The organism is Nocardioides pacificus, assembly GCF_054775955.1.
Genome location: NZ_BAAHCI010000005.1, coordinates 272699 through 286065 on the forward strand (window position 1 = coordinate 272699; position 13367 = coordinate 286065).

The 13367-nt window shown below is 71.0% G+C and carries 12 protein-coding genes; 5 read left to right on the top strand and 7 right to left on the bottom strand.

The window, feature by feature from the left end:
* Positions 1-2154 (bottom strand): 3-hydroxyacyl-CoA dehydrogenase NAD-binding domain-containing protein (locus tag ACYU7L_RS03855; RefSeq protein WP_460793920.1); only part of this gene is annotated, 2154 nt, incomplete at its 3' end.
* 33 nt (positions 2155-2187) lie between these two features.
* Complete coding sequence (locus ACYU7L_RS03860; RefSeq protein ID WP_460793922.1) at positions 2188-3399, bottom strand: acetyl-CoA C-acetyltransferase; 1212 nt, start codon at positions 3397-3399, stop codon at positions 2188-2190.
* 155 nt (positions 3400-3554) lie between these two features.
* On the opposite strand from ACYU7L_RS03860, the gene ACYU7L_RS03865 reads away from it, so the two are divergent.
* On the top strand, positions 3555-4286 hold the full coding sequence (locus ACYU7L_RS03865; protein ID WP_460793923.1) for a MerR family transcriptional regulator: 732 nt from the start codon (positions 3555-3557) through the stop codon (positions 4284-4286).
* A 219-nt stretch (positions 4287-4505) separates the two neighbouring features.
* Here the strand turns inward: ACYU7L_RS03865 and ppk2 are convergent, their stop codons facing one another.
* The gene (gene ppk2, locus ACYU7L_RS03870; protein WP_460793924.1) at positions 4506-5318 is read right to left on the bottom strand and encodes a polyphosphate kinase 2; all 813 of its coding nucleotides are present in this window, start codon (positions 5316-5318) and stop codon (positions 4506-4508) included.
* A gap of 34 nt (positions 5319-5352) precedes the next feature.
* On the opposite strand from ppk2, the gene ACYU7L_RS03875 reads away from it, so the two are divergent.
* The 4 genes from ACYU7L_RS03875 to ACYU7L_RS03890 all read left to right on the top strand — a co-directional run bounded on the left by ACYU7L_RS03875 (position 5353) and on the right by ACYU7L_RS03890 (position 8600).
* Positions 5353-5880, top strand: a complete 528-nt coding sequence (locus ACYU7L_RS03875; RefSeq protein ID WP_460793925.1) for a metallophosphoesterase family protein — start codon at positions 5353-5355, stop codon at positions 5878-5880.
* Between the two features lie 98 nt (positions 5881-5978).
* Positions 5979-6839 carry a S1 family peptidase gene (locus ACYU7L_RS03880; protein ID WP_460793926.1) on the top strand — a complete coding sequence of 287 codons (861 nt, stop codon included), beginning with the start codon at positions 5979-5981 and terminating at the stop codon, positions 6837-6839.
* 50 nt (positions 6840-6889) lie between these two features.
* A complete protein-coding gene (locus ACYU7L_RS03885; protein WP_460793927.1) occupies positions 6890-8239 on the top strand; it encodes a cation:proton antiporter in 1350 nt (449 codons plus the stop codon).
* Between the two features lie 76 nt (positions 8240-8315).
* Positions 8316-8600 carry a DUF7218 family protein gene (locus ACYU7L_RS03890; RefSeq protein WP_460793928.1) on the top strand — a complete coding sequence of 95 codons (285 nt, stop codon included), beginning with the start codon at positions 8316-8318 and terminating at the stop codon, positions 8598-8600.
* Positions 8601-8758: 158 nt separating this feature from the next.
* On the opposite strand, the gene ACYU7L_RS03895 is transcribed toward ACYU7L_RS03890, so the two are convergent.
* From ACYU7L_RS03895 to ACYU7L_RS03910, 4 genes are all read right to left on the bottom strand, one after another.
* Positions 8759-10279, bottom strand: a complete 1521-nt coding sequence (locus ACYU7L_RS03895) for a DEAD/DEAH box helicase (protein ID WP_460793929.1) — start codon at positions 10277-10279, stop codon at positions 8759-8761.
* 267 nt (positions 10280-10546) lie between these two features.
* Positions 10547-10972, bottom strand: coding sequence for a pyridoxamine 5'-phosphate oxidase family protein (locus ACYU7L_RS03900; RefSeq protein WP_460793930.1), 426 nt, complete (start codon positions 10970-10972; stop codon positions 10547-10549).
* 331 nt (positions 10973-11303) lie between these two features.
* On the bottom strand, positions 11304-12035 hold the full coding sequence (locus ACYU7L_RS03905; RefSeq protein WP_460793931.1) for a glutamine amidotransferase: 732 nt from the start codon (positions 12033-12035) through the stop codon (positions 11304-11306).
* A 103-nt stretch (positions 12036-12138) separates the two neighbouring features.
* On the bottom strand, positions 12139-13296 hold the full coding sequence (locus ACYU7L_RS03910; protein WP_460793932.1) for a CaiB/BaiF CoA transferase family protein: 1158 nt from the start codon (positions 13294-13296) through the stop codon (positions 12139-12141).
* Positions 13297-13367 lie beyond the last annotated feature (71 nt).

A 13367-nucleotide genomic window follows, 5' to 3' on the forward strand; every position in this document is an offset into this window, starting at 1 on the left:
CGTGGGCCGGAACCGCTCGCCGTACGCGTCGGCGAGCTCGTCGGCGCGCTTGACGAACGCCCCGAGCCCGATCTCACCGTCGGCAGCGACGTAGCCGGTCATGAACTGCGCGGCACCACCGGTGTTGGCCGGGAAGCCGATGCCCATGATCGAGCCGATGTTCGCGGCCGCGGCGGAGGTGATGACCTCCTCCTCGAAGCACTTGGCGGTCTCGATCGCCTCGACGAACAGCAGCCGGTCCTTCATGTCCTCGAAGGGGATCTGCTGCTCGGCGACCGGGAACTTCTCGGCCAGCCCCGACCACAGGCCCTGGCGCTTGCCGGACTCGTCGTACTCATAGAAGCCGGCGCCCTTGAGACGGCTGGAGCGACCCAGCTCGATCATCGTCTTGACGACGTCGCCGGCCGGGTCCTCGGACAGCGTGATGCCGTCGCGCTCGGCGGCGTCCGCGGTGGCCTTGCGGATCTTGGCCATCAGCTCCATGTTCAGCTCGTCGGAGAGCTGCAGGGTGCCGACCGGGTAGCCGTCCTGCGTGGCCGCCCGCTCGATGCTGACCGGGTGCATGCCCTCGTTGAGCATCGCGAGGCCCTCGTTGACCATCGTGCCGATGACGCGCGAGGTGTAGAACCCACGGCTGTCGTTGACCACGATCGGGGTCTTGCGGATCTGCTGCACCACGTCGTACGCCTTGGCCAGCGCGGCGTCCGAGGTCTCCTTGCCGCGGATGATCTCGACCAGCGGCATCTTGTCGACCGGCGAGAAGAAGTGCAGACCGATGAAGTCCGCGGGGCGCTCGATGCCCTCCGCGAGCTCGCTGATCGGCAGCGTCGAGGTGTTGGAGCACAGCAGCGCGTCGGGGTTGACGAACGGCATGATCTCGGCGAACACCTTGCTCTTCAGCGCGGGGTCCTCGAAGACGGCCTCGATCACCAGGTCACAGCCGGCCAGGTCGGCCGGGTCGCCCGTGGCCTTGATCCGGCCGAGCAGCTCGGCCTTCTTCTCCTCGGTGCTCTTGCCGCGCGAGACGGCCTTGGTGAGCAGCTTGTCGGAGTAGGCCTTGCCCTTCTCGGCGTTCTCGGTCGAGACGTCCTTGAGCACGACCTCCATGCCGGCGCGGGCGCAGGAGTAGGCGATGCCCGCTCCCATCATCCCGGCGCCGAGCACGCCGACCTTGACCGCCTTGTACGGCGCGATGCCGTCGGGGCGCAGCGAGCCGGAGTTGATCGCCTGCAGGTCGAAGAAGAACGCCTGGATCATGTTCTTCGCCTGCTGGTTGACGATCAGGCTCGTCAGGTAGCGCGACTCGATGCGCGAGGCGGTCTCGAAGTCCACCTGCGCACCCTCGACCGCGGCGCTCATGATCGCGCGCGGTGCGGGGTAGAGCGCGCCCTTGGTCTGCTGGCGCAGCAACGCCGGGAACGCGGGCAGGAAGCCGGCGAGCTTGGGGCTCGACGGGGTGCCGCCCGGCATCCGATAGCCGGCCCGGTCCCACGGGTTCTGGGCGGCCTCGGCGTTGTCCTTGTTGGCCAGGACCCAGGCGCGGGCGGCCGGGAGCAGCTCGTCCTGGGTGGCGACCAGCTCGTCGACCAGGCCCTTCTCCTTGGCCTGGGCCGGCTTGAACTGGGTGCCGGGCAGCAGCACGTCCATCAGCGCCGACTGGATGCCGAGCATCCGGACGACGCGGGTGACGCCGCCGCCGCCGGGCAGCAGGCCCAGCGTCGACTCGGGCAGGCCGATCAGCGTCTTGTTGTCGTCGACGGCGATGCGGTGGTTGGTCGCCAGCGCGATCTCGAGGCCTCCGCCGAGGGCGGCGCCGTTGATCGCGGAGACGACGGGGCGCGGGTAGCGCTCGAGGCGGCGCAGGCCGGCCTTGATGCTCTCACCGGACTCGAAGACGCCCTGGGCGTCGTCGGGACCGGCCTGGACCATGTTCTTGAGGTTGCCGCCGGCGAAGAAGGTCTTCTTCGCGCTGGCGATCACGACGCCGACGACGTCGTCCACCTCGGCGTACAGCCGCTCGACGGCCTCGGCCATCGACTTCTGGTAGAGCTCGTTCATCGTGTTGGCGCGCGCGGTGGGGTCGTCGAGGGTCAGCGTGACGATGCCGTCGGCGTCCCGGTCGTAGCGGACCGCGGTCTGGGTCTCAGTGCTCATGAATGCGTGAATTCCTTCTCAGTCCTGGCCGGGTCAGACAAGTTCGACGATGGTGGCGATGCCCATGCCGCCGCCGACGCAGAGCGTGGCGAGGCCGCGCTTCTGGTCGCGACGCTCGAGCTCGTCGATGAGCGTGCCGAGGATCATCGCGCCGGTGGCGCCCAGCGGGTGGCCCATCGCGATCGCGCCGCCGTTGACGTTGGTGATGTCGGAGGTGATGCCCATGTCGCGCATGAAGCGCATGGCGACGGCAGCGAAGGCCTCGTTGATCTCGAAGAGGTCGATGTCCTCGACCTGCAGGCCGGCCTTGGCCAGCGCCTTGCGGGCGGCGGGGGCCGGGCCGGTGAGCATGATCGTCGGGTCGGCGCCGGAGACAGCGGTGGCGATGATGCGCGCGCGGGGCGTGAGGCCCAGGTCGGTGCCGACCTGCTCGCTGCCGATCGCCATCAGCGCGGAGCCGTCGACGATGCCCGAGGAGTTGCCGGCGTGGTGGACGTGGTTGATCCGCTCCACCCAGTGGTACTTCTCCAGCGCGACGTCGTCGAAGCCGGCCTGCTGGCCGATGTCGGCGAACGACGGCTTGAGGCCGCCGAGGCTCTCCACCGAGGTGCCGGGGCGGATGAACTCGTCGTGGTCGAGCACCGTGAGGCCGTTGAGGTCCTTGACCGGCACGACCGAGCGCGAGAAGTAGCCGTTGGCCCAGGCCTTCGCCGCGCGGGCGTTGGACTCGGCGGCGAACGCGTCGACGTCCTCGCGCGACCAGCCCTCGATCGTCGCGATCAGGTCGGCGCCGATGCCCTGTGGCACGAAGGAGCTCTTGAACGCGGTGGCCGGGTCGGATGCCCAGGCGCCACCGTCGGAGCCCATCGGCACGCGGCTCATCGACTCGACGCCGCCGGCGAGGATCAGGTCCTCGAAGCCGCCGCGCACGCGCGAGGCCGCCTGGTTGACCGCCTCGAGACCCGAGGCGCAGAAGCGGTTGAGCTGGACGCCGGCGACGGTGTCGGGCAGGCCGGCGGCCAGCGCCGCGGTCTTGGCGATGTCGCCGCCCTGGTCGCCGATCGGGGAGACGACGCCGAGCACGACGTCGTCGATGCGGTGGGGATCGAGGCTGGGGTTGCGAGCCTGGATCTCGTCGAGGAGTCCGACGACGAGGTCGACGGGCTTCACCTCGTGCAGCGAGCCGTTCTTCTTGCCCTTGCCACGCGGCGTACGAATGTGGTCGTACACGAATGCTTCTGCCATGAGGGGTCCCTTGCGTGCTGGAAGACTGTGCTTGCCGATTGTGACACTATTACTGTCAGCGTCAAGGTGCGGTCCGCCCAATGTGGCGCGCACCACATTTGTGCTCATCGCCGCCTGCGCGGTGGGACACCTCAGCCCGAGCCGTCAGGAGACCCATGGGTGACTCTGTTCACGCCGGCCCCAGCCATGAGCTGTGGAGCCTCGACGAGCTGACCCAGCGCGTCGGGATGAGCGTGCGCAACGTCCGGTTCTACACGACCCGGGGACTGGTGCCGCCGCCGATCCGCCGCGGCCGCTCGGGCTACTACACCGCCGACCACGTGGCCCGCCTCGAGCTGGTCCAGGAGCTGCAGAGTCACGGCTTCACCCTGGCGGCGATCGAGAAGTACGTCGCGGCGATCCCCGACACCGCCAGCCCGGAGGACATCGCGCTGCACCGCACGATGCTCGCGCCGTGGCAGACCGAGCCGCCGCTGGAGATGTCCCGCGCCGAGCTGGACCGGCGAGCGGGCCGGGCGCTTTCCGACGACGACGTGTCCACCCTCGAGGCGCTGCGCATCGTGACCCCGGCCGGCCGGGACCGGCTGCACGTGGCCGTCTCGCAGCTCTCCGTGGGCCTGGGCCTGCTCGACCTGGGCTTCCCGACCGAGGCCGCGGTGGCCGCCGCCGACGTGTACGCCGCCCACGGACGCGCCGTCGCCGAGGAGCTCGACCAGCTCTTCCGCACGATGGTCTGGCCGCTCTACAAGGAGTCCGGCGTCAGCCCCGACCGTCTTCGCGAGATCGTGGAGCGCCTCAAGCCACTATCGGTGGCCAGCCTGGTCGCGGCCTACGAGTCGGCCGTCGACGAGCAGAAGCGACAGGCGATCGACCGCCGGGCCCGCTGAGGCACGCCGAGTCGGCGCAAGCGCACGCCGTACGACGGCCGAGTCGGCGGTCGAGCGACCGACTGGCAGGTAACTGGAGCATCGCAAGCACCCCATGCAGGAACATCTCCAGTTACCCGCGGATCACAGTCGCGCGGCCCGGGTCGTGTGCCTGAGCACGCGCCCCACCGCGCAGACGGGCACACGACCCACCCGGCGCCGGCGCGCACTCCGCTCGGCTCAGTCCTGGAGCAGCGTCGCGGTGTGGTCGGGGACGTACGTCGCCTGGTCGCGCGGCGGGCGCTCGTAGCCGGTGGACCCCGGGCGCTCGGGAAGCTCGAGGTGCGGCAGCGGCTGCTCGACGTACGGGATCGTGGAGAGCAGGTGGGCCATCATGTTGAGCCGGGCGCGCTTCTTCACGTCGCCCTCCACGACGTACCAGGGGGCCTCGGGGATGTCGGTGTGCACCATCATCTGGTCCTTGGCGCGCGAGTAGTCCTCCCAGCGGCTGATCGACTCGAGGTCCATCGTGGAGAGCTTCCAGCGCCGCATCGGGTCGTCGAGGCGCGACTTGAAGCGCCGCTGCTGCTCCTGGTCGCTGACCGAGAACCAGTACTTGCGCAGCAGGATCCCGTCCTCGACCAGCATCCGCTCGAGGATCGGGCACTGGTGCAGGAACCGGTGGTACTCCGTCGGCGTGCAGAAGCCCATCACCTTCTCGACGCCGGCGCGGTTGTACCAGGAGCGGTCGAAGAGGACCATCTCGCCGGGGCTGGGCAGCTGCTCGAGGTAGCGCTGGAAGTACCACTGACCGCGCTCGCGCTCGGTGGGCGCCGGCAGCGCGGCGATGCGCGCGACGCGGGGGCTCAAGTATTGCGTGATGCGCTTGATCGCACCGCCCTTGCCGGCGGCGTCGCGGCCCTCGAAGACGACCACGATCCGCTGGCCCTCCGCCTTGGTCCACTCCTGGACCTTGACGAACTCGGCCTGCAGTCGGGCCAGCTCGGCCTCATAGACCGCGTTCGGGAGCTTCTGCGTGGCCTCGTCGTCCATGAAGTGAGGCTAGACCCGTTCTAGGCTCATGGGGATGGAGAGCGTGCGACTGGTCCTGATGGCCGACACCCACCTGCCCAAACGGGCCCGCGACCTGCCCGTCCCGCTGTGGGAGGCCGTCGAGGCCGCCGACGTCGTCGTCCACGCCGGCGACTGGGTCGAGCCCGCGCTGCTCGACGAGCTGGAGACGCGCTCGCGCCGGCTCGTCGGGGTCCACGGCAACAACGACGGGGCCGAGCTGCGTCGGCGGCTGCCGGAGGTGGCGCGGGTGACGCTGGGCGGCGTGCGCCTCGCCGTGGTCCACGAGACCGGCGACGCGAAGGGCCGCGAGCGGCGCTGCGCCGCGACGTACGACGACGTGGACGTGCTGGTCTTCGGCCACAGCCACATCCCGTGGGACACCACGACCACCACGGCCGCGGGAGCGCCGCTGCGGCTGCTCAATCCCGGGTCGCCCACCGATCGCCGGCGTCAGCCGCACTGCACCTACCTGACGGCTACCGCAGCCGACGCCCAGCTGCGCGACGTACAGCTCCACCGTCTCCCGCCCCGCCAGCCCTGACTGGTACGACGGGCGCGGCGCGGGCGGAGTTGCGCGTTTCGCGGACCTGGAGCGCCTCGTTCGACGACGATGTGGGTCCCATCTCTCAAGGAGTGCACGTGCGGCCTCGACTGCTCACGACGTTCATCGCCCTGGCCCTGACCGCCGGACTGACCGCTGGGTTGACCGGCATGGGCGGCCAGGCCGCCGCGATCACCGGTGGCACCCCCGACGCCGAGGCCCACCCGAACGTGGGGCTGACGATGGCCTACGACGCGAGCAGCCGGTTCACCTGCTCCGCGACGCTGGTCTCGCCCACCGTCGTCCTCACCGCCGCGCACTGCACCGAGGGCACGGTGGGCCGCACGCTCGTCACCTTCGAGACCTACCTCGGCGACGCGCCCCCGGCCGGGCTGCCCTCGGCCGCCGACCGCACCGCCGGCTACACCCAGGCCGAGCTGGAGGCGGCCGGCTTCCACTCGGGAGTCGCGCACACCCACCCGGGCTACTCCGGCCTCACCGACCGAGACAACTGGAACGACGTGGGCGTGATCGTGCTCGACCGTCCGGTCACCGACATCGCGCCCGCCAGGCTCGCGGGGGTGAACCTGCTCGACTCGGTGGCCCAGCCGCGGCTCAACAAGACGCTCTTCACCGCGGTCGGCTACGGCGCCGAGGTCCGCAAGCCGGCGTCGGGGCCGCAGAATGCGGTGCCGATGACGTTCCCGCTGCTGCGTCGCCAGGCGCAGATGCCGGGACAGAAGCTCACCGCCCAGATCCTGCAGACCAACGGCAACCTCCACGACAGCCGCGGCACCGGCGGCACCTGCACCGGCGACTCCGGCGGTCCCGTGCTGCTCGGCGACGTCGTGGTGGCCGTGACGAGCTTCGGCTACAACGACAAGTGCCGCTATCTGTCGGGCAACCAGCGCGTCGACATCGCGCCGGTCCGGGCCTGGTTGGCCACCTTCGGGCTCTGACGGGACACCTCCGCGGCCCGGCGTTTCCGCCGGGTCGCTAGCGTCCAGGCATGACCGCGGACGGAGTCTTTCTCATCGGCGGGCTCTGCCTCCTCCTGGCGGTGGTGCTGCCGTCACTGCTGCAGCGCTATGCCCTGTCGTCGCCGATCGTGCTCGTGGGCGTGGGGATGGTCCTGGGGCTGACGCCGCTCTTCGAGGACATCAGCTTCAGCCCGGGCGTGGAGGCCGACCGTGCGGTGATCGAGCACGTCACCGAGATCGCGGTCCTGGTGGCGCTGATGGGCGTGGGCCTGGCACTCGACCGGCCCCTGAACCTGCGGTCCTGGTCCTCGTGGGGACGCTGGTCGGCGACCTGGCGGCTGCTGGGGGTGACCATGCCCCTGACGATCGCCGCGATCGCGGCGATCGGCTGGTGGGCCGGCGGGCTCTCGCTCGCCGGCGCCGTCCTGCTCGGCGCCGTACTCGCCCCCACCGACCCGGTGCTCGCCTCCGACGTCCAGGTCGGCGGCCCCGCGGTGGACGAGGACGCCGACGAGATGGAGATCGAGCCCGACCACGAGGACGAGGAGGGGCACGAGCACGACGAGGTGCGCTTCGCGCTCACCGCGGAGGCAGGACTCAACGACGGCCTGGCCTTCCCCTTCGTCTACCTCGCCATCCTGCTGGCGGCGGCCGGCAGCTTCGCCGCCGATGACGCCACCCACTGGCTGAGCTGGTACCTCCTCGGCAAGGTCGCGCTCGGCGTCGCCGGCGGGCTGCTGGTCGGCTGGGGCCTGGGCAAGATCGCCTTCCGGCTGCCCAGCAAGGACCTGCGCCTCGCCGAGCAGGGGGAGCCGCTGCTCGCGATCGCGGCTCTCCTCACGGCGTACGGCGTGGCCGAGGTGGCCGGCGGCTACGGGTTCCTCGCGGTGTTCACCTGTGCCATGACGCTGCGCGCACAGGAGCGCCGCCACGACTACCACCGCGCCATGCACGAGGTGATCGAGCGGCTCGAGCGGCTCCTCACGCTCGTGATCCTGCTCTTCCTCGGCATCGAGATGACCAACGGGCTGCTCGACTACCTCGACCTGTGGGGCGTGCTCGTCGCCGTGGCCACGATCTTCGTGATCCGGCCCCTCGCCGGGCTGATCGGGCTCGGGGCGATGTCGCGACGCCGTGAATGCGTGGGCGGCCTCACCGTCCGGGAGCGCCGCGCGGTCGCGTTCTTCGGGGTCCGCGGCGTGGGCTCGCTCTACTACCTGGCCTACGCGACCGGTGAGGCGGAGTTCGCCGAGGCGCCGTGGCTGTGGTCGACGGCCGCCTTCACGATCGTCCTGTCGGTCCTGGTCCACGGCGTCACGGCCAAGCCCTGGATGGCGCGGCTGGATCGGGACCGCGAGGCGGAGGGGCAGCTGTCCTGACCGGGCCGGGCCGTTTGACGACTCGTCGCCTCGGGCACCTCACCGGGTGACAGCTGTCCCGACCGAAGGAGGACTCATGCCCAGCCAGAGCGGCGGCCAGAAGAAGCCCGGTCCCAGCGTCAAGGACGACGAGCTCTACGAGAAGCTGCGCGACGAGGGCAACAGCAAGGAGAAGTCCGCGCGGATCGCCAACGCCGCGGCCAACAGCTCACGCTCCGCGGTGGGCAGCAAGGGCGGCTCCTCGGGCTCCTACGAGGACTGGAGTGTCGACGACCTGCGCAAGCGCGCCGGCGAGCTCGACATCGAGGGGCGCTCGAAGATGAACAAGGACGACCTCGTCGAGGCCCTGCGCAACCACTGAGCCGGGCCTCACGGCAGGCTGACCCGGCCCCAGACGCCGCCGACCCGTCACTCGCGCTTCCAGACACGGCGTGTCTGGTCGAGGGAGTGACGGGTCGGCGGGCTTGGGGTGGTGCTGTGTTGCTGCTGGTGCTGTGTTGCCTGGGCCTGGGCCTGGGGTCAGCGGGCGCCGCGGCTGAAGGAGGCGGCGCTGTGGCCGCCCGACTTGCCGGCCGGGCGCGACGAGGAGCGCTGTCCTCCGCCGGCGCCGCGACCCGCGGAGGCGGGCTTCGAGCCGGACTTGGCCGCGGGCTTGCTGCCGGTCGAGCGGGCGCCCGAGGCACCACGGCCGCCGCCGGTGGCGGTGGCGCCCGCGCCGCCGCGGCGGCTGCGGTTGCGGCCTCCGCTGCTCTTGGCACCGGTGTCGGAGCCGCCGTTGCTGGTGCCGCGACCCGAGGGCTGCGACGGGACCTCGAGCACGAGGCCACCGGGCACCGTCGCGCGCTCGCCGGGGGCGAGCTTGACGAGGATCGGGTGGGCCGGGCCGTCCAGACGGGTCGTGGTCGGCTTGATGCCGGCCGCGCGGGTCAGGTCGCGCACGTCGCGGACCTGGTCGGAGGTCATCAGCGTCACCACGGTGCCCGCGGCGCCGGCGCGCGCCGTACGACCGGAGCGGTGCAGGTAGGCCTTGTGCTCGACCGGCGGGTCGGCGTGGATCACGAGCGACACGTCGTCGACGTGGATGCCGCGCGCGGCGATGTCGGTCGCGACCAGCGTCGTGGCCTTGCCCTCGTGGAAGGCGGCCATGTTGCGGGTGCGGGCGTTCTGGCTCAGGTTGCCGTGCAGCTCGACGGTGGGGACACCGTTCTTGTTCAGCTGCTTGGTCAGCGCCTTGGCACCGTGCTTGGTGCGGGTGAAGACGACCGTGCGACCGGGGGCGCTGGTCAGGTCCACCAGCACCGGGACGCGGTGGTCGCGCTCCACGTGCAGCACGTGGTGCTCCATCGTCGAGATCGGCGACTGGGCCGAGTCGGCCTCGTGGGTGACCGGGGAGTGCAGGTACTTCTTGACCAGCACGTTGATCGCACCGTCGAGCGTCGCGGAGAACAGCAGGCGCTGACCGTCGGTCGGCGTCTTGTCCATCAGACGGCGCACGGCCGGCAGAAAGCCCAGGTCGGCCATGTGGTCGGCCTCGTCGAGGATCGTGACCTCGATGTCGCCGAGCGAGCAGTGACCCTGGTTGATCAGGTCCTCGAGGCGACCGGGGCAGGCCAGCAGGATGTCGACGCCGCGGCGCAGACCCTGGACCTGCGGGTTCTGGCCCACTCCGCCGAAGACGGTCTGGGTGGTCAGGCCGTTGGCCTTGGCCAGCGGCTCGAGGGACTCCTGGATCTGGCCCACCAGCTCACGGGTGGGGGCCAGGATCAGCGCACGGGGGGCGCCGGCGCGGACCTTGCGGCCCGACGACACGAGGCGCGCCACGAGCGGCAACAGGAACGCGTAGGTCTTGCCGGAGCCGGTGCGGCCACGGCCCAGGACGTCGCGACCCGCGAGGGAGTCCGGCAGCGTCGCGGCCTGGATGGGAGTGGGGGAGGTGATGCCGAGATCCGCGAGGATCTTCGTCAGGTCCGCGGGGACGCCGAGCTCGGAGAATCCGGCAGCGTTCGCGGTGCGGGCAGGGGCAGGTGCAGCAGAAGACAAGAGATAAGTCGCTATCCGTTGGTGTGTCTCACCAAGCCGTCCCGCCGGCGGCGGGAACAACGAAAGCGTGCACTCACGGGCCGAGGCCCGGAAGGCGGCGTCACATCACCACAAAGGGGGGCGCGCGCCGGCAGCCCGAGGCAAGACTGGGCGGACTGCTGCGACCAACCTAGCGCAGCACTCCAGTCACAGCCGCATCACTGGCGCCCGCAGGCGCCGGAAGTGGCGCGGGTCACCGCGCCACCGCTCGGCTCCGAGCCTGAAAGCTCAGGCTTCGGGGCGCAGGTGCAGCCAAGGGCGGTCGAGCTGGAAGGCCCGGCCGGTGACCGTGGTGGGGGTGATCTCCACGACGTTGTACTTGTGCGTCCCGATCCAGGGCCGCAGCGGCACGTTGTCGGCGCGGTGCTCCTCGTCCTCGTCGAGGCGGCGGGCGCGGCCACGGATGACGACGCTCGTCGCCTCCTTCTCGCCGTACCGGTCGATCTCGAAGGCGACCTCGCCGTGCATCAGCACGCTCAGCAGCTTCTCGCCGCCGGAGGTGCGGAACAGGATGGTGCCGCCGTCCACCGCGTAGTTGATCGGGACGATGTGCATCTCGTCGCTGAGCCGGAAGGCGAGGCGTCCGAACTCGTCACCTCGCAGCAGCTCCCAGCAACGCTCCTCGCTCAGCCGGGTGGTGACGTCCTCGTCCATGCCCATGATGCCTCCAGAAACTCGGGATCGACCCGTCGGGCGGGCCGGTCGGTCGTCCGAGTACGACGTTATCGGCGCCGTCAACGCGCGAGCACGGGCCGATGGTCCCGTCACCGGGAGCCGGCGGTCACTGCTAGAAGGCGAAGATCATCAGCAGCACGGCGGTGACGACCAGCGAGAGCAGGATGGACCCGGCCAGGCCGAGCCGGTTGCTGAAGAACAGGAACATCGCGACCTCCAGGGAGGCGAGGAGCTTCGGGCGCCTCGCTCGGAGCCTGGGCGGTGCCCGGTGCGTGCCGCTTCAAACCGCGGCACGGCACACGTCACACCGTCAGCGGGCGTAGAGCTCGACGAACCTCGCGAGCAGGCGGGGAGGCTCGGTGACGTCCGCCGCACGGGCCAGGCGCTGCAGCTCGTCGGCCTCCGGCGGGTCGAAGTAGCCGTGGTGGCGGTAGACGTCGATGCGGGTGCACAGCCCGTCGTCGTCCAGCTCGGGGTGGAACTGCGTGGCATAGACGTTGCGTCCCAGCCGGAAGCCCTGCACCGGGCAGCTCGCGGACGAGGCCAGCAGCACCGCCCCGTCCGGCAGGCGACGCACCGCCTCCTTGTGCCCGAGGAACGCGTCGAAGGTCGCGGGGAGCTCGCCGAAGAGCCGGTCCTCTCGGCCCGCGTCGGTGAGGGTGATGGGTACGGCGCCGATCGGCTCGCCGTAGGTCCGGTCGACCAGTCCGCCGTGCAGGCTGCCGAGCGTGCCGATGCCGTAGCAGGCGCCGAGGAAGGGGAAGTCCTCCGCGACCGCCCGCAGGCCGAGTGCCCGCAGCTCCGCCTCGACGCGGACCTGGTGGACCGGCTTGGACTCGACGGGGTCGCTCACGTTGAACGGTCCCCCGCCCAGGATCACCCCGGAGAAGTCGTCGAGGTCGATCTCACCGAGCTCGTCACGCTCCAGGCGCACCCGTCGTACGTCGCGCTCGGCCAGGCCGGCGAAGCGCAGGATCGCGTCGTACTCGTCGTCGGCGGCGGTGTCCTCGGCACGGATGCCCAGGAAGAGGAACGGCTTCACGCCGCCATGCTGACAGCCCGCCCCCAGCCGGGCTGACACGTCTCACCCCGCCGACTCGGCGCGACGCCGACTCAGCGCTCCCAGGATGTGCGTTAGCGCCGGGTCAGGGCTGTACAGCGGCGCCGGACTCCAGCAGCGCGTCGACGTCGGAGACGCCCCAGGCGGCGAGGGCCTCGCGGGTGTGCTGGCCGGGCGTGGCCGCCGGCGGGAGGCCGAGGGTGGAGCGGGTGCGGGAGAAGCGCGGGGCGGGCGCGGGCTGCAGGACGCCCTCGTGCTCGACGAAGACCTCGCGGGCGGCCATGTGCGGGTGGGTCGCGGCCTCGCTGAGCGGGATGATCGGGGCGACGCACGCGTCGGTGCCCTCGAAGACCTCGGCCCACTCGGCCTGGGTGCGGGTCAGGAACGCGTCGGTGATGACCTTGCGCAGCTCGGCGGTGCGCTCGAAGTCGAAGCGGTCCGGCGCGGTCTCCTCGATGCCGAGCAGGCGGACGAACTCCGCGTAGAACTGCGGCTCCAGAGCGCCGACCGACATGTGCTTGGCGTCGGAGGTCTCGTAGATGTCGTAGTAGGGCTGGCCGCCGTCGAGGAGGTTGGCGGCCCGCTCCTCCTTGAAGCTGCCGCCGGCCAGCATCGCGGAGCCCATCGCGTTGAGGTTGGCGGTGCCGTCGACGATCGCGGCGTCGATGACCTGGCCCTGGCCGCTGGCCTTCGCCTCGAGCAGGGCGGCGAGGATGCCGATCACGAGGTAGGTCGAGCCGCCGCCGAAGTCGCCGACGAGGTTGGTCGGGAAGTGCGGGCGAGCCTTGTCCTGGCCGAGGCCGTGCAGGGCGCCGGTGATGGCGATGTAGTTCATGTCGTGGCCGGCGGCCTTGGCGAGCGGGCCGTCCTGGCCCCAGCCGGTCATCCGGCCGTAGACCAGTCGCGGGTTGCGCTCCAGGCACACGTCCGGCCCGAGGCCGAGCCGCTCGGTGGTGCCGGGACGCATGCCCTCGATGACGACGTCGGCCCCCGCGATCAGGTCGAGCACGGTCGCGATCGCCGCCGGGTCCTTGAGGTTGAGCGCGACGCTCGGGCGACCTCGGTTGAGCAGGTCGTGGGCGCCCCCGGTCAGCGCCTGGCCACCGGGACGCTCGACGCGGATCACGTCGGCGCCGAGGTCGGCCAGGATCATGCACGCGTGCGGGCTGGGGCCGATGCCCGCGATCTCCACGACCTTGACGCCGCGCAGCGGACCGGTGCCCTGACCGAGTTCATAGCTCATGGCGCGATCATGACAGAGATGCTGTCACGGTGGCAGCCCCCGGTCCGGCGGGCGGGACGGGCCCGGGGTTC